Source organism: Pseudomonas sp. 34 E 7 (assembly GCF_900005715.1).
GTDB classification, from domain to species: domain Bacteria; phylum Pseudomonadota; class Gammaproteobacteria; order Pseudomonadales; family Pseudomonadaceae; genus Aquipseudomonas; species Aquipseudomonas orientalis_A.
Genome location: NZ_CVTX01000158.1, coordinates 1 through 16,699 on the forward strand (window position 1 = coordinate 1; position 16,699 = coordinate 16,699).

Consider the following 16,699-nt stretch of genomic DNA (forward strand, 5'->3'; position numbering starts at 1 on the left):
GAGGTGCCGAGTGGTGGGGCAAGAGCGTTTTGCTTACTTTTGCGCTTTTCAAAAGTGAGCCGCCGTCAGGGCGGAACCCTAAGCAGCCGTGACCTGAATAACGGATATGTACTCGGTCTGATCCAAAATACTAGCCAATCCTGAGGCCGCCATCGGGGGCAAGTCGAATCGTCGCACCGCCCCTCCCACATTGGATCGTGGAGCACCAGTAAGATAGCTACAGGCTGCCGGACCAGGACAGGAGGCAAGCCCCCTCCCACATTTTTCAGTGCCCGCCTGGGGTCAGGCGATTTCAGCAACGACCGCCGCCAACGCCTTCGCCGGATCGGCCGCCTGGCTGATCGGACGGCCAATCACCAGATAATCCGAACCGGCATCCAGCGCCTGGCGCGGCGTCAGAATACGGCGCTGATCATCCTGGGCGCTGCCCGCCGGACGAATGCCCGGCGTGACCAGTTGCAACGACGGATGAGCCGTCTTGAGCGCCTGGGCTTCCAGCGCCGAACACACCAGGCCGTCCAGACCGGCTTTCTGCGCCAGGGCCGCCAGGCGCAGCACCTGCTCCTGCGGCTCGATATCCAGGCCGATACCGGCCAAGTCTTCGCGCTCCATACTGGTCAGCACAGTCACCCCGATCAACAGCGGTTTCGGCCCGCTGCGATGCTCCAGCACTTCACGGCAGGCACTCATCATGCGCAGGCCACCGGAGCAGTGCACGTTGACCATCCACACGCCCATCTCGGCCGCAGCCTTGACCGCCATGGCGGTGGTATTGGGGATATCGTGGAATTTCAGGTCGAGAAACACTTCGAAGCCCTTGTCACGCAGGGTGCCGACGATTTCCGCCGCGCAACTGGTGAACAGCTCCTTGCCGACCTTGACCCGGCAAAGCGCGGGGTCCAACTGGTCAGCCAGCTTCAGTGCGGCGTCACGGGTGGGGTAGTCCAGGGCGACGATGATAGGAGTCTGGCAGACGGACATTGGAATGGGCTCTCAGGCAAGTCGAAATCGGCGCGGATTGTAGCGCAAGCGGCGCCGTTGCGGGATCCGATGATCGGTAAATACTGATTCTGCGTGGATTGGCCCAGGTTTGCGGCCATTGTTTCAAAGTCGATACATTCACGACATGCCCCCAACATGCCCCACCGCTAGCCTCGCCGCATGACCGACCGTCCAGCACTTCCAGCCATGGGGCTGGGCGCCTATGCTGACCGTAACAATCAGGCAGATGATCGCACTATGCATACTCCTTCCGTCCCGGTAAACGATGCGCACACAGGCGCGGTGATCGCCGACGACAAGCGCTGGAACACTCGCGCGCTGATCGTCGATGACGATGTGCCGATTCGTGAATTGCTGATCGATTACCTGGCGCGCTTCAATATTCTCGCCACGGGTGTGACCGACGGCGCAGCGATGCGCCAGGCCATGCAAGGCGAAACCTTCGATGTGGTGGTGCTCGACCTGATGCTGCCCGGCGAAGACGGCCTTACCCTGTGCCGCTGGCTGCGGGCTGAATCGGACATTCCGATTCTGATGCTCACCGCCCGCTGCGAACCGACCGACCGGATCATCGGCCTGGAGCTGGGCGCCGACGACTATATGTCCAAACCGTTCGAACCGCGCGAACTGGTGGCCCGTATCCAGACCATCCTGCGCCGGGTGCGCGATGATCGTACCGAGCAGCGCGCCAATATTCGCTTCGACAACTGGCGGCTCAACAGCGTGTTGCGCCAACTGGTGGCCGACAACGGCCTGGTGGTGCCACTGTCCAACGCCGAATTCCGCCTGCTGTGGGTGTTCATCGAACGCCCGCGCCGCGTATTGAGCCGCGAGCAATTGCTGGATGCCGCGCGCGGCCGGTCGATCGAAGCCTTTGACCGCAGCATCGACCTGCTGGTCTCGCGCCTGCGCCAGAAACTGGGAGACGACCCCAAGGCCCCGCAACTGATCAAGACCGTACGCGGCGAAGGCTACCTGTTCGACGCGCGGGATATCGGTTGATGCGCGCCACCTTCAATACGTTGTTCGGGCGGCTGTTCGGCGTGCTGCTGGTGGCCATCGTGCTCGCGCATCTGCTGGCGTTTTTCTGGTTCCATCATTACGGCCCACCACCGCCACCGCCGCAGGACACCTTCGTCGAGCAGCCGGATGGCTCGATGAAGCCGCTGGTCAAGCCTCACCGTCCCTGGTTCGGTGGCCCGGTGGTGCCGCTGACGTTTCAATTCATCTCGCTGATCATCGCCGCGTGGTACGGCGCCAAGCTGCTGAGCCGGCCGATCCAGCGCCTGAGCGCGGCGGCCGAGCGTTTGAGTCTTGACCTCGACAGCCCGCCCCTCGAAGAATCCGGGCCCCGCGAAGCGCGCCAGGCCGCATCGACCTTCAACCTGATGCAAAGGCGCATCCGCGAACAGGTCAGCCAGCGCGCGCGCATGCTCGGGGCGGTCTCCCATGACCTGCGCACGCCGCTGTCGCGGCTCAAGCTGCGCCTGGAACAGATCGAAGATACCCGGCTGCAAGGTCAGATGCGCCAGGACCTGGACGACATGATCGGCATGCTCGACGCCACCTTGAGCTACCTGCATGAACAGCGCACCAGCGAGACCCGACACTGGCTCGACGTGCAGGCGCTGGTGGAATCGCTGAGCGAAAACGCCCAGGACCAAGGCAGCGATGTGCACGTGGGCGGCACCTGCGCGCCCTTGCAGGTGCAGCCCATGGCATTGCGTTCGTGCCTCAACAACCTGATCGACAATGCCCTTCGCTATGCAGGTTCAGCCCGTGTAGAACTGGCGGACAGCCGCGGGGCGCTGGTGATCCGGGTGATTGACCATGGCCCCGGCATCGCCGCCGACAAGCGCGAAGCGGTGTTCGAACCGTTCTTTCGCCTGGAGGGCTCACGCAACCGTAATTCCGGCGGCGTCGGCCTGGGCATGACGATCGCCAGGGAAGCGGTCGAGCGCCTCGGCGGCCACCTGAGCCTGGAAGACACGCCAGGCGGCGGATTGACCGCAGTGATGTGGCTGTCCAGGGCTTAAAGCGGCTTGTCTTCGCGCCGCGCCTGGGCCTGGGTCGCGCTCCAGTCCGTCAACAGGCTGTAGGCCACCGCGAGCAAGGTCGGGCCGATAAACAGGCCGATAAAACCGAACGCGATCAAGCCGCCGAACACGCCCAGCAACACGATCACCAGCGGCAGGTTGCCGCCACGGCTGATCAGGTATGGCTTGAGCACGTTGTCGACACCGCTGATGATGAAGGTGCCCCATACGCCTAGGAACACCGCGTAGGTGTAGTCGCCCTTCCACGCCAGCCAGGCCGTGGCCGGGATCCACACCAGCGGCGGGCCCATGGGAATCAGGCTGAGCAGGAACGTCACGCCGCCCAGCAGCAACGCACCGGGCACCCCGGCGATCAGGAAACCGATCAGCGCCAGCACCGCCTGGGCCGCAGCCGTGCCGATCACGCCGTTGACCACCCGTTGCACCGTACCGGCCACCAGTTCGATGTAATAACTGGCACGGTCGCCGATCAGGCGTTCGAGCAACCGATGCACGAACATCGCCAGGCGCGGCCCGTCGCGGTAGAAAAAGAACACAAAAACCAGGCTCAAGGTCAGTTCGAGGATACCGCCGCCAATCTGCGCACTGCGCGCCAGCAACCAGTTGCCGACCTGGCCGAGGTACGGCTTGATGCTGAGCATCAGCGCCGCGCCCTGTTGGTCGATGCTGTCCCATGTCGCCACCAGCCGCTCGCCGATAACCGGGATCGAGCCCAGCCAGCTCGGCGCATCGGGCAGGCCGTCGACCTGGATATCCTTGATCAGCACGACGGCATCGCGCACATGGTCCGCCAGGTTGAACCCCAGCCACACCAGCGGCAGCGCTACCAGCAACATCCAGCCCAGCGTCAGGATACCGGCCGCCAGCGATTCGCGACCGCCCAGCCCGCGTGTCAGCAGTACCATCAGCGGCCAGCTCGCGAATGCCAGCACCGCGCCCCAGAACAGCGCCGACCAGAACGGCGCCATGACCCAGAAGCTGGCACCAAACAGCACCAGCAGCAGGATTTGCACCAGCAGGCGATCGTTATTGAGCATGGGGTATCTCGAAAAGAGTCGGTAGAAGAGAGCTTAGGCGAACGGCGCGGGTCCGTTCGCCCAGTGACGTTAGCGTATCAGACGCACGTGCAGGCCCTCGGCGTCACCCGGACTGTTTTCCAGGCGTGCGGCGCGCACACCGTTGTCGATCAGCCCCTGGCGCCAGGCTTCGGCATTGGGACCGGACAGGCTGACACGCAAGGTGGTGTCGAGGTTCAACCCCCTGGAGATCAACGTCAGCCACGTGTCATCAGGCTCGGCACCGAGGGTGGGGAAGTCCAGCTCACCGGTGCTTTTCAACTCACGCAACAACGTTGCCGAGGTGGGCAGAAGACTCCCCAGCGGCGTGCTGGCGTCCATCTGCTCGACATGCAGATAGGCGCGGCGATTGCCACGGGTGATGCCGTACAGCGCCACCAGCGTATTGTCCTGCGGAGCCGCCAGACGTAAAAGCAGGTATTCCTGCTGGCCGTCGGCCCCTACCAGCTTGGCATTGCCGAACACTTCGTTGGCCCACAGGCTGCTTTCGCCACAATCGCGGGCCTGGCACCAGAACAGCAGCTGCGCGCCCTTGGCCTGCAAGGCTTCGCGGGTGGCGGTAAAGGCGGCACTGGAGCTGTGTTCGGCAGGCAGTTCGTAGGTGATCGCGGTGGTTTGACCGCGTGCGGTGGCCTGGCCTTCGGAACGCAATTGGCCGCTGATCTTGCGGATCGCGCCCATGGGGTAGATGCGTTCGCGGTCTTCAGCGGGGCGATAGTCGACGATCTGCGCGTCCACCTGGCGGGCAATGGCCGGCAAGTCCTGGCTTCCCGGCACATCGGCGGCGAACACGAGCGGGCTGAAGCAGCACAGCCCAACGGCACGTAAACATCCTTTACCCAGGCTCATCGGATCACTGAGCCGTGGCCATGGAGGGTCGCAGCGGTTTGAAGATGGTGCATGGTTGACTCCCTTTCAATCCGCCCAGCCTCGGCAGTTGACCGCGTCAAGTCAAGGCGTGGAGAAGAACCGATTGAAACAGTCTGCAACAAGAGCCGCACCGGGCTCGTCATTCAGGTGCAAATGATGACCACCCGGCAGCGTTGTCACGGTAAAGGGCAGCCGTGAAAGCAATTCGGGATGTTTCGCCACCATACCGTCAGCCGCCACCACCAACTGCGTAGGGCAACTCACGCGTCGTACGAAAGCCATGGCTTGTTCGTCGGTCAGGCGCATCGGTGATGCCAGGGTCAGGCGACTGTCGCTGCGCCAGGTATAACCGCCCGGCACCGGTATCAAACCGCGCTGGGCCAGCAGTTCTGCGGCTTCGCGGCTGACCGCGACCACGCCATGCATGCGCGCCTCGACCGCCCGGTCCAGGCTGGCATACACCGGTTTGCGCTTGCCTTGCAGGCTCAGTTGCGCCTGCAAGGCCATGCCCAGCCGTTCGGCTGCGTTCTCGCCGCCGGCGGTCGGCGGGATCACGCCGTCGATCAATCCAAGATGCGTCACGCGCTCCGGTAACGCCCCGGCGAGCACCAGGGAGACGATGGCGCCCAGGGAATGGCCAAGTAATGCAAAACGTTGCCAGCCCAGTTGCTCGGCCACTTGCACTACATCGTGCACGTAATCCCACAAGGCATAACCGGCCCCCGCCGGACGATGGGCCGAGTGCCCGTGGCCGGCCATATCCAGCGCAACAATGCGTAAACCCTGGAGCTTGGGTGCCAGGCGCGCAAAGCTGTTGGCGTTGTCCAGCCAGCCATGCAGGGCAATGACCGGCAAACCGTCTTCAGGTCCAAATAGATGCGCGGCCAACTCGATATGCGGCAGGCTCAGGCGTACTTCTTCCACCGGCGTACTCATGCGCAACTGCGCTCACGGGCCTGCCAGCGGGAAAACAGCTGCTTGATCAACATGGCGGTGTCCTGGGGTCGCTCGAGGGGGAACATATGGCCGCCGGGCATGGTGAGCATTTCACCCATGGGCAGGCGACCTACGCCGCTGGCATGATGGCGCATCACCACACGGCTCTGACGCCCGCGCACCACGGCCAGCGGTATTTTCAACTGGCGCACCTGGCCGGGGCTGGTGTGAGGCACGCCTCGATAGATGCTGATTTCAGTCGCCGGGTCGAAACGCAAGCGCAGGCGGTCGCCCATTTGCTGCAGGCCATGCTGCAGATACGCCTCAAAGCACTCGGGGTCGAAACTGCGAAACAGGGTCTTGCCGGCGAAGTAGGCACGCGCGGCGTCCAGGTCGCTGAATTCCTCGCGGCGGCCCAGGGTGCGTCCGGCCGGGGTCAGGCGGTCGATGAAGCCAAAGCGCTTGGCGGCGCGAATCACCCAGCGATCCGCGCGGGTCAGCACCGGCGAGTCCAGCATCACCACGCCACGGTACAGCTGCGGGCAGCGCATCGCGGCATGCAAATGCAACACTCCGCCCAGGGAATGGCCGACGCCCCATACCGGCTCCGGTTGCTGCTGCAGATGATGGATAAGTTCATCCACCAGGTTCTGCCAGTTGTCGTCCACCGGAAACCTGGGATCATGGCCGTGCTGCGGCAGATGCGCCACTGCATACTCCGGGGCCAGTGCGTCGAACAATTTGCCGTAGGTGGCCGACGGAAAGCCATTGGCGTGGGCGAAAAATACAGGCTGCGACATACCGGCTCGCTCTACAGGAACAGACCTCGATTGTCACCATGCCCGGCCCCTACGGCAATGACCGTAACCGCCAGGAATGATGACACTCACGCCATGCCTATCGCGCCGGTGGCTGCTCGCCCAGCGGCACCACGGCCACGGTCAGGCGCGAAACGCAACTGGCCTTGCCCTCGTCATTGGTCAGGCGGATGTCCCACACTTGGGTCGTACGGCCAATGTGGATGGCCTTGGCCACCGCCGTTACTCGCCCGCTGCGCACGCCGCGCAGGTGGTTGGCGTTGACCTCCAGGCCCACGCAATAGAATTTGCTGGCATCGACGCACAGGTAGGCCGCCATGGAGCCGACGCTTTCGGCCAGCACCACGGAGGCGCCGCCATGCAGCAGGCCGTAGGGCTGATGGGTACGGTGGTCGACCACCATGCTGGCGGTGAGGGATTGGTCGTCGAAGCTTTCGAAGCGAATGTCCAGCAATTCACCGATGGTGTTTTTCTGACTCGCATTGAGGTGTTCGATATTCGGTTGCGTGCGCCACAGGCTCATAGGGATGTCCTTATTGGTTTTATTACGACCCTAATCCTGCCACAAAACAGAGCGCGCGCGCACAACCTGTCGATATCACCTACGGGTTTTTCACGCTGACCAGGCTCATCAGCCCGGCCAGCGGGAAATCCCCTTCCAATTCCGCCAGGCTGGCGGTGTGCATCGGTTCTGGCTGGCGCTGATGACCATGCTGCGCAACGCTGATCAGGCCACCCACCAATGGCTGATGGCTGACCAGCAGCACGTTGTCATCGCTGTCGAGTTTTTCCAGCACCAGCAGCGGGTTGCCCTCCGGCGTCAGCCACGGCACCGTGCGAATGTCCGGCTCAAAGCCCAGCGCCTCGCGCACCAGTTGCGCCGTCTGCTGCGCACGCACATAGGGGCTGGCGATAATGGCGCCGAGCGGCTGGCCGATCAGATGCGCAGCGCTGCGCAACACTTCGGCCCTGCCGTGCGCGGTCAGGTTGCGCTCGGGGTCGGTGCGAGCGTGTGCCTCGGCTTCACCGTGGCGCAGAATCCACAGCTTCATAGCTTGGGCTCTTCGTCACGCACCGGGTGCGGTGCCGGCGGCACGCTGTGAGCGGCTTCGCCTTCCGGTGCACGCGGGGTTGGCCAATCGGCAAACGGCCAGGGTTTTTGCTCGGTGTGGAAGCTGCCGAAGCGACCGATCTGCGCCAGGAACTGGCTGAGGCTGTCGCCGAAGTTCATCAGGCCCAGGTTCGGCGCGCCGTAGATCAGTCGGTAGATCAGTTGAACAATCACCAACGCGCCGAGCAGGAACTGCGCCACCTGCCACACCAGGGCAAACACCAGCATCCACAGGATGCGCAGCACAATGGACTCATACTTGGGGGCTGCTTTTGAATCGTTCATGCCGCGTTCCTCAGTTGAAACCGCTGGTGGAAATAAAGTCGACATCGGTTTTCGGCTCGGCGCGCATCAGCAGCTCGATGACCTGGCTCAAGGTGCGTCCTTCGAACAGGATCGCGTGCAGCCCGGCAACCAGCGGCATATACACACCGACTTCCTGGGCCTTGGCTTTCAGCACTTTGAGGGTGTTGACCCCTTCGGCCACTTCGCCCAGGCGTGTCACCGCCTCTTCAAGGCTCAACCCCTGGCCCAGCGCGAAACCGACTTGATAGTTACGGCTCTTGGGCGACGAGCAGGTGACGATCAGATCGCCGACGCCCGCCAGGCCCAGGAACGTCATCGGGTTGGCGCCCTGATTCACGGCGAAACGTGTCATTTCGGCCAGGGCGCGGGTAATCAGCATGCTCTTGGTGTTTTCGCCCATCTCCAGGGCCACGGCCATGCCGGCGATGATGGCATAGACGTTCTTCAACGCACCGCCCAGCTCGACGCCAAAGCGATCGCCACTGGCGTAGACGCGAAAGGTGCGGCCATGCAGCACCGCCTGGACGCGCTCGCACAGCGCCTCATCCTCACTGGCGATCACCGTGGCGGTCAGCGCATGCTCGGCCACTTCCCGCGCCAGGTTCGGCCCGGACAGCACGCCGATGCGCGCCTGGGGTGCGATCTCTGCGAGGATTTCGCTCATCAGCTTGAACGTCTGCGCCTCGATGCCCTTGGTCAGGCTGACCAGCAGCTTGCCCGCCAGACGTTCGGCGTGGGGCGCCAGCACCGAGCGCAAGGCGCTGGAGGGCAGCGCGACAAAGCACAGGTCGCAGTCGGCAAGGGTTGCGAGCAGATCGGTCACGGGCTCGACCGCCGGATGAATCTTGATGCCTTTGAGGTAACGCGGGTTTTCGCGGTGCACGCGAATGGCCTCGGCCTGCTCGGGATCGCGCATCCACTGGCGTACCGCGTGGCCATTTTCAGCCAGCAGGTTAGCCACGGCGGTACCAAAACTTCCGCCTCCCAGGACCGCAATAGGGCGCTGTTCAGTCATATGCAATCCGTTAATCCATACCAGTGGCGATGGCGGCATTATACGGGGCGACCCGCTTGCGGCCAGCCCCCGTGTGAATTCGTGCGCCTGTCGGAAAATGCCACACTTGAGTGAAGTAATTGCAAGTCTCACGACTGGCAAAATGCCTGACCTCAGTTAACATGGGCGGCTATCCGCAATTATCAAGGCCGTGCCGTGTATCCGGGCCCTCCTCTCCGCTCATCCCTGCCATTGATGCTGCCCCTGGTGCTTGCGTGCAGCGCCAGTGCGTCGGCAGACGACCTGTTTCTCGACAGCCAGCCGCTGCCGCAGGTATTGACCGCGACCCGCCTCAAGCAATCGGCCGCCGCCGTTCCCGGCAGCATGACCGTGATCGACAGCGAATTGATCAAGGCCAGCGGCGCGCGTGACATTGCCGAGCTGTTACGCCTGGTGCCCGGGATGATGGTCGGCTACACCACCGGCAATCAGGCTGCGGTGAACTACCACGGCACCAGCGCCAGCGATGCACGGCGCATGCAGGTATTGATCGACGGGCGCTCGGTGTATCGCGCAGGCCTGGCCACGGTGGACTGGAGCGATATTCCGGTCGCCATGGAAGACATTGAGCGTATCGAGGTGTTTCGTGGCCCCAATACCGTCAGCTACGGCGCCAATGCGCTGATGGCGGTGGTCAATATCCTCACCCGCTCAACGGCCAACAGCCAGGGCACGCGGGTAAAGGTCATCCGGGGTGAACGCGGGATCAACGATGTCTATGCCAGCCAGGGCGTGGGCTGGGAAACCGGCGATCTGCGCCTGTCGCTGTCAGGGCAGCAGGACGATGGTTTCGACCGCGATGCCGTCGGCGCCGACCGCCGCGACAGCCGCCGCCTCAGCCGTTTCAGCCTGGCCGTCAGCCAGACGTTGAATGCGCAACAGAGCATCGACTGGCAACTGAATGCCAAGGAGGGGACAAATCAGCGCCCCTACACCTACACTCCGGTATTCGCCGGGATTACCGAGGGCGGTACCAATTCCGACGTCAACGCCAGGGACTACGCCGGTTCGATGCGCTGGAACTTCGACTTCAACCCCGAACACAGCCTGTATATCCAGGGGTCGGCCCAGCAATGGGACCGTCGGCAGATCTGGAAAGCCTGTGACGCCAAGGTCTCGTTCAGCCCCGAATTGACTCGGTTGTGGCAACTCAACCCCAACTACGCCGAACGGCTGGCGCGACACATGGATACCTTCAGCCAGGGCAGCGCCCCGCCCGGCAACGCTGCTGAACAGGCGCTGGGCAACCAGGTATTGGACCAGTGGCGCAACGGCGCCAACCAGAGCGTGTGCGGCGATATCGACCAAAGTGCCACGGAAAGCCGCTACGACGTGGAGCTGCAAGACACCCTCAGCCTCTCCGACAGCCTGCGCCTGGTCAGCGGGATGAATTACCGCTACGACCGCGCCGACTCCGACACCTACTTCAACGGGACGCTGGACGACACCACCTGGCGCCTGTTCGGCCACCTGGAATGGCGGGCCAGCGAACACTGGCTGCTGCAAGGCGGCGCGATGTACGAAGACACCCACTTGAGCGGCAACTCGCTGACGCCGCGCGTGGCGGTCAACTACCTGATCAACCCGCGCCACGGCCTGCGGGCGGTGTACTCCGAGGCGATCCGTTCGCCGGACATGTTCGAGAACAACGTCAACTGGAGCTATCGCGTCACCAACCTCAGCTCGCCGGTCTACGGGCAGAATTCCGGGCAATATTTTGTGGTGACACGCGGCCCCGGCAATCTTGATAAAGAGTTGATGCGCTCGCGCGAACTGGGCTACAACGGCTTCTTTGCCGATCTCGGATTGAATGTCGATGTGAAGCTCTTCTACGACGAAATCACCGACATGATCAGTTCGCCGTTGCGCAACAATCAATACATCGCCAGCAACGCCAACAGCTCGCGCTTTACCGGTGCCGAATCACAGTTCGACTGGCGCGTCAGCGATGCCGACCGCCTGCGCCTGACCTATGCTTACGTCGATGCGAGCGCCAGCAACCCGCTGGACAAGACGCAGACCGCACGCAACAGCGGCTCGGCCGGCTGGTTGCGTGAGTGGGGCCACGGCTGGTCGAGCGCCTTGTTCTATTACGGCGACGACGCGCTCAACGAGTATCGCTTCGAACGGGTCGACCTGCGGGTCGCCAAGCGTATTGCCCTGGGCAAGACCAACGTGGAGCTGGCCGGCATGCTGCAACAACGCCTCGACAACCAGCCGACCACCTGGCCCGACAACAATTACGACCATCGCCATGTGCTCTATTTCAGCGCGCAGCTAGATTTCTGACATGGGCGATCAGTCACGGATGACCCTCCCTCTTGTTTCACGGCTGTGGCGGCGCGCCTTGCTGCTGGTGTGCGTGCTGTTCACCCCCCCGGTGTGGAGCGCCGACATCCTGCTGACCGCCGCCGAGGACAGTGCCGGTGTCCAGGGGTTTACCCAGGCCCTCGCCCGGCAGCGCCCCGAAGACCATGTCACCTTCACCCTGCTTGCAGATTTGCCGGCGCCGAGCCAGTTGCCCACCACTACCCGCCTGATCCTGCTGGACCTGCCCGGCCTCGACTGGCGCTTGCAGGATAGCCAGGGGCCACCGACCCTGGTGCTGCGCATCAGCCGCCTGCAAGCTCACCAGCGCCTGGGCAACGCGCGCCCGGCCAGAATCAGCCTGCTGTGGAGCGACCCGCCGCTGGCGCGCCAGTTGCGCCTGATCGCCAGCATCTTGCCCCAGGCCCGGCGGATCGGCGTGCTTTACGGCGCCGACAGCCAATTCCTGCTGCCTGAGCTTGACCGGTACGCCGCGCCACTGGGCCTGGAAATCGTGCGCCAACGCTGGGACAACACCAACGACAGCCGCACCCTGCAAACCCTGTTCAAGAACAGTGACGTGCTGCTGGGCCTGGACGACCCGCAACTGTACAACCCGAAAACCGCCAAGAACCTGTTACTGAGCAGCTATGCCCAGCAATTGCCGCTGATAGGGCCCAATGCCGGGTTTGTCCGCGCAGGCAGCCTGGCCAGCACCTACAGCGACCAGTCCGACTGGCTCGCCGTACTTGATCGCCTGCTCGACCACCCGCCGGCCAACTGGCCGCGCACGCTGTACCCGCAACACTTCAAAGTGGTAGGCAACCCGCAAGTCGCACGCTCACTGGGCATCGAACAGGTCGACGAAGCTGCCGTCGCCGCCCGCCTGGCCGAAGGAGATGAACGCCCATGACCTTGCGCCGTCGCTGGGACATCAACACCCGCACCCAACTCATCACCCTGGGGCCTGCGCTGCTGCTGACCTTACTGTTGATCAGCTTCTTTACCTTCGTGCGTATCCAGGACTTGCGCCAGGAGCTGGACCACACCGGCCAGTTGATCGCCAACCAACTGGCGCCTGCCACCGAATACGGCGTTATTTCCGGCAACAACGATGTGCTCGACGCCTTGCTGCGGGCGACGCTGGCCACGCCCCACGTGCGCTTCCTGGAGATCCAGGACAGCGCCGAGAACATTCTGGTGTACGTCGAGCAGCCGTCGGAGAAGCACGACCGTTCACTCTCGGTAAAAGTGTTCCAGGCGCCGATCCGCCTGCAGCATATCCAGCTGGGCAATGATTTCTTCCAGGACAACCTCAACGAACCCAAGGCGCCGCGAGCGGACTACCTGGGCCGGGTGATTGTCGGTATGTCCAATGACGCGTTCAGTCAGCGCCAGCAGGAAATCCTGTTCAAGGCCGGCATTCTGGCGCTGTTCGCCCTGCTGTTTACCTTCCTGCTGGCGCGACGCCTGGCCGCCAGCCTGTCGCAACCGATCAGCGCCATGGGGCATGCGGTGAAGGCGATCCAGCAGGGCGACTACAAGACACCGCTGCCGATTGTCGACGACTCCGAACTGGGCGACCTGGCACGGCACATCAATAACCTGGCCGCGGGCCTCAATCAGGCCAGCCGCGAACAGCAGCAGGCCATGGCGCAGTTGATCCAGACCCGCGAGGAAGCCGAGCGGGCGAACAATGCCAAATCCGAATTCCTGGCGATGATGAGCCATGAGCTGCGCACGCCGATGAACGGTGTGCTGGGCATGCTGCAACTGCTGGAAACCACCGAGATGACCGAAGAGCAGGCCGAATACGCGGCGCTGGCCTCCGAGTCCACCGAGCACCTGCTCAAAGTCATCAACGACATCCTCGACTTCTCGCGCATCGAACGAGCCGCGCTGGAGCTGGAACATATTGCCTTCAACCTGGCCGACCTGATCAGCAGTTGCGCCCAAGCGTTTCAGCACAGCGCGCAGCAGCGTGAGCTGGCCCTGGAGCTGTCGATTCCCTCGGGCATGGAGGCCCTGCGGGTGTGCGGTGACCCGACCCGTATCCGGCAGATCCTGGTGAACCTGATCGGCAACGCCTTGAAGTTCACCGAGCACGGTACCGTGCACGTGGAGGCCCACTGGCAAACCCTGGACCATGAACTGGTGTGGTTCACCTGCACCGTGCGCGACAGCGGTATCGGTATTTGCGCCGAGCGTCTGGAACTGATGTTCGATGCGTTCCAGCAGGCCGACAGCTCCATTTCAAGACGGTACGGAGGCACCGGCCTCGGCCTGCCGATCGCCCGCACCCTGGCCGAACGCATGGGCGGCACCCTGCGCGCCCAAAGCGAAGAGGGCCGGGGCTCGGTGTTCACCCTGGAAATTCCGTTGGCCATCGATCAGCAAAGCCTGCCTGCCATCGCCCCGGACGCCGTGGGCAAGACCAGTGCCGGCGACGGGCGGCACATACTGCTGGTGGAAGACAACCCGGTTAACCGCACCGTGGTCGAAGCCATGCTGCGCAGCCTGGGTTTTGAGGTCAGCCTGGCCACCGATGGCGCCGAGGCGATCCGCAGCGCCGAAAGCCTGATCTTTACCGCGATCCTGATGGACTGCCGCCTGCCATTGATCGACGGCTACGAGGCCACCCGGCAAATTCGCCGACTGCCGGGCTGCGCCGATTTACCGATTATCGCCCTGACCGCCAACGCCTTGCAGGGCGACCGCGAAGCCTGTCTTGCAGCCGGAATGAACGATTACCTGGCCAAACCGTTCAAACGCACGGATTTGCAGCAAATCCTCCAGCGCTGGGTGCACTAGCAGTCGTGGCTAAGCCAACTCCGACTGGCGTGGAGGACGAAAGTGCGGCAGTCTTAGGCACCCGAACGGGCCGATAAACAGGTCCGGTTTAACATTTCAGTGAACAAGTGTACATTGAGTACCTTGACGCTGTGACTTTCACTACAACGCAATAGTCTATGTGTAGGCTGCCGCTATGAGGCATGAACGCTTCATCCGGTTCGGGAAGATTTGCCCTACCCTGCCGCATGGGATTATTGAGGAGCTCGCATGACCAAACAAAACGCCTTTACCCGGGAAGACCTGCTGCGCTGCAGTCGCGGTGAGCTGTTCGGCCCAGGTAACGCGCAACTGCCCGCCCCGAACATGCTGATGGTGGATCGCATCACCCATATCAGCGAAGAAGGTGGCAAGTACGGCAAAGGTGAATTGGTCGCCGAGCTGGATATCACCCCTGATCTGTGGTTCTTTGCCTGCCACTTCGAAGGCGATCCGGTGATGCCGGGCTGCCTGGGCCTTGATGCCATGTGGCAACTCGTCGGCTTCTACCTGGGCTGGCAAGGCCTGCCGGGCCGCGGTCGCGCCCTGGGTTCGGGCGAAGTGAAGTTCTTTGGCCAGGTCCTGCCGACCGCCAAGAAAGTCACCTACAACATTCAAATCAAGCGCGTCCTCAAGGGCAAGCTGAACCTGGCCATCGCCGACGGTTCGGTGACTGTCGACGGTCGCGAGATCTATACTGCCGAAGGCCTTCGGGTCGGCGTATTCACTTCCACTGACAACTTTTAAGGGTTATCCGCATGCGCCGCGTCGTTATCACTGGTCTGGGCATCGTTTCTTGCCTGGGCAATGACAAAGAGACCGTCACCGCTAACCTGCGTGCAAGTCGCCCTGGCATCCGTTTCAACCCGGAATATGCCGAAATGGGTCTGCGTAGCCAGGTTTCCGGCTCCATTGACCTGCCCCTCGAAGAACTGATCGATCGCAAGATCTATCGCTTCGTCGGCCACGCTGCCGCCTACGCCTACCTGGCCATGAAAGACGCAATCGCCGACTCCGGCCTGAGCGAAGACCAGGTGTCGAACGTACGTACCGGCCTGATCGCCGGCTCCGGCGGCGCATCCACCCTGAACCAGATGGAAGCGCTGGACATCCTGCGCGAAAAAGGCGTGAAACGCGTTGGCCCGTACCGTGTAACGCGGACCATGGGCAGCACCGTTTCGGCGTGCCTGGCCACGCCGTTCGCGATCAAGGGTGTGAACTACTCGATCTCCTCCGCCTGCGCCACCAGCGCCCATTGCATCGGGACTGCCGTTGAGCAGATCCAATTGGGCAAGCAGGACATCGTATTCGCCGGCGGCGGTGAAGAAGAACACTGGAGCCAGTCGTTCCTGTTCGACGCCATGGGCGCGCTGTCCACCCAGTACAACGAAACCCCGGAAAAGGCCTCCCGTGCCTACGACGCCAAGCGTGACGGTTTCGTCATCGCCGGCGGTGGCGGCATGGTGGTGGTCGAGGAGCTGGAACACGCTCTGGCCCGTGGCGCGAAAATCTACGCGGAAATCGTTGGCTACGGCGCGACGTCCGACGGCTACGACATGGTTGCGCCAAGCGGTGAAGGCGCCATCCGTTGCATGCAGATGGCCATGTCCACCGTGGATACCCCGATCGACTACCTGAACACCCACGGCACTTCGACTCCGGTCGGCGATGCCAAGGAGATGGAAGGCGTGCGTGCGGTATTCGGTGACAACGCGCCGAAAATCAGCTCCACCAAGAGCCTGTCGGGTCACTCCCTGGGCGCCGCCGGCGTTCACGAAGCGATCTACTGCCTGCTGATGATGGAAGGCAACTTCATGGCCGGCTCGGCCAACATCGACGAGATCGACCCGGTCGTCGCCGATATGCCGATCCTGACCAAGACCGTTGAAGATGTGAAAATCGACACCGTGATGAGCAACAGCTTCGGCTTTGGTGGCACCAACGCCACCCTGGTGCTGAAACGCTGGCAGGGCAAGTAAGGCCTGGCGCTTGAGCTATGAAAAGCCCCGACTGGTTCGGGGCTTTTTTATGGGCGATTGAATGAGACCGAGTCACGTGCATCGGGGCAAGTCGAGCCGGCGCACCGCGCCTCTCACATTTGGCCGAGCTGGCCTGGAGAATGCGGTCGAATGTGGGAGGGGGCTTGCCCCCGATGGCGGCCTCTGGACCGACCAGGATGCCGGATCAGACCGAGTACATATCCGTTTCTGCGGTCACGGCCACTTAGGGTTCCGCCCTTACGGCGGCTCACTTTTGAAAAGCGCAAAAGTAAGCAAAACGCTCTTGCCCCACCACTCGGCACCTCGCCTAGGCTCGGTGTGCCCGAACGCAGG

At 62.9% G+C, this 16,699-nt stretch carries 16 protein-coding genes; 7 read left to right on the forward strand and 9 right to left on the reverse strand.

Annotated elements, in window-relative coordinates; genetic code table 11:
- Positions 1-282 precede the first annotated feature (282 nt).
- Positions 283-981 carry an orotidine-5'-phosphate decarboxylase gene (gene pyrF, locus BFP96_RS20145; protein WP_065896337.1) on the reverse strand — a complete coding sequence of 233 codons (699 nt, stop codon included), beginning with the start codon at positions 979-981 and terminating at the stop codon, positions 283-285.
- Between the two features lie 258 nt (positions 982-1,239).
- Here pyrF and BFP96_RS20150 point away from each other — a divergent pair, with 258 nt between their 5' ends.
- Together BFP96_RS20150 and BFP96_RS20155 are read left to right on the forward strand one after the other, a co-directional pair.
- Positions 1,240-2,004 carry a response regulator gene (locus tag BFP96_RS20150; RefSeq protein ID WP_065894814.1) on the forward strand — a complete coding sequence of 255 codons (765 nt, stop codon included), beginning with the start codon at positions 1,240-1,242 and terminating at the stop codon, positions 2,002-2,004.
- Positions 2,004-3,038 carry a sensor histidine kinase gene (locus BFP96_RS20155; protein WP_065936889.1) on the forward strand — a complete coding sequence of 345 codons (1,035 nt, stop codon included), beginning with the start codon at positions 2,004-2,006 and terminating at the stop codon, positions 3,036-3,038. Before BFP96_RS20150 ends, BFP96_RS20155 begins: the two co-directional genes overlap by 1 nt.
- Here BFP96_RS20155 and BFP96_RS20160 read toward each other — a convergent pair.
- The 8 genes from BFP96_RS20160 to BFP96_RS20195 all read right to left on the reverse strand — a co-directional run bounded on the left by BFP96_RS20160 (position 3,035) and on the right by BFP96_RS20195 (position 9,191).
- A complete protein-coding gene (locus BFP96_RS20160; RefSeq protein WP_065884272.1) occupies positions 3,035-4,096 on the reverse strand; it encodes an AI-2E family transporter in 1,062 nt (353 codons plus the stop codon). The genes BFP96_RS20155 and BFP96_RS20160 overlap by 4 nt on opposite strands.
- A 69-nt stretch (positions 4,097-4,165) precedes the next feature.
- Positions 4,166-4,984, reverse strand: coding sequence for a DUF4892 domain-containing protein (locus BFP96_RS20165; protein ID WP_065894801.1), 819 nt, complete (start codon positions 4,982-4,984; stop codon positions 4,166-4,168).
- Positions 4,985-5,086: 102 nt separating this feature from the next.
- A complete protein-coding gene (locus BFP96_RS20170) occupies positions 5,087-5,941 on the reverse strand; it encodes an alpha/beta hydrolase (RefSeq protein WP_065936890.1) in 855 nt (284 codons plus the stop codon).
- Complete coding sequence (locus tag BFP96_RS20175; protein ID WP_065894799.1) at positions 5,938-6,741, reverse strand: alpha/beta fold hydrolase; 804 nt, start codon at positions 6,739-6,741, stop codon at positions 5,938-5,940. The genes BFP96_RS20170 and BFP96_RS20175 overlap by 4 nt, the downstream gene beginning before the upstream one ends.
- Positions 6,742-6,838: 97 nt before the next feature.
- Entirely contained in the window at positions 6,839-7,282 is a 444-nt protein-coding gene (locus tag BFP96_RS20180) for a hotdog fold thioesterase (protein ID WP_065894798.1), read from the reverse strand.
- Between the two features lie 79 nt (positions 7,283-7,361).
- Positions 7,362-7,811 carry a phosphohistidine phosphatase SixA gene (sixA, locus tag BFP96_RS20185; RefSeq protein WP_065894797.1) on the reverse strand — a complete coding sequence of 150 codons (450 nt, stop codon included), beginning with the start codon at positions 7,809-7,811 and terminating at the stop codon, positions 7,362-7,364.
- Positions 7,808-8,155, reverse strand: a complete 348-nt coding sequence (locus tag BFP96_RS20190) for a DUF4389 domain-containing protein (RefSeq protein WP_065896341.1) — start codon at positions 8,153-8,155, stop codon at positions 7,808-7,810. The genes sixA and BFP96_RS20190 overlap by 4 nt, the downstream gene beginning before the upstream one ends.
- A 10-nt stretch (positions 8,156-8,165) precedes the next feature.
- Entirely contained in the window at positions 8,166-9,191 is a 1,026-nt protein-coding gene (locus BFP96_RS20195) for an NAD(P)H-dependent glycerol-3-phosphate dehydrogenase (protein WP_065884257.1), read from the reverse strand.
- A 195-nt stretch (positions 9,192-9,386) separates the two neighbouring features.
- Between BFP96_RS20195 and BFP96_RS20200 the strand changes: the two genes are divergently transcribed.
- The 5 genes from BFP96_RS20200 (at position 9,387) to fabB (ending at position 16,345) form a co-directional block, all read left to right on the forward strand.
- Positions 9,387-11,519, forward strand: coding sequence for a TonB-dependent receptor plug domain-containing protein (locus BFP96_RS20200; protein ID WP_083216669.1), 2,133 nt, complete (start codon positions 9,387-9,389; stop codon positions 11,517-11,519).
- A gap of 1 nt (position 11,520) precedes the next feature.
- Entirely contained in the window at positions 11,521-12,450 is a 930-nt protein-coding gene (locus tag BFP96_RS20205) for an ABC transporter substrate-binding protein (protein ID WP_065936892.1), read from the forward strand.
- On the forward strand, positions 12,447-14,348 hold the full coding sequence (locus BFP96_RS20210; protein ID WP_065896344.1) for an ATP-binding protein: 1,902 nt from the start codon (positions 12,447-12,449) through the stop codon (positions 14,346-14,348). Before BFP96_RS20205 ends, BFP96_RS20210 begins: the two co-directional genes overlap by 4 nt.
- A gap of 249 nt (positions 14,349-14,597) precedes the next feature.
- Complete coding sequence (gene fabA, locus BFP96_RS20215; protein WP_003210552.1) at positions 14,598-15,113, forward strand: 3-hydroxyacyl-[acyl-carrier-protein] dehydratase FabA; 516 nt, start codon at positions 14,598-14,600, stop codon at positions 15,111-15,113.
- 11 nt (positions 15,114-15,124) lie between these two features.
- Entirely contained in the window at positions 15,125-16,345 is a 1,221-nt protein-coding gene (gene fabB, locus BFP96_RS20220; protein WP_065884250.1) for a beta-ketoacyl-ACP synthase I, read from the forward strand.
- The last annotated feature ends 354 nt before the right edge of the window (positions 16,346-16,699 follow it).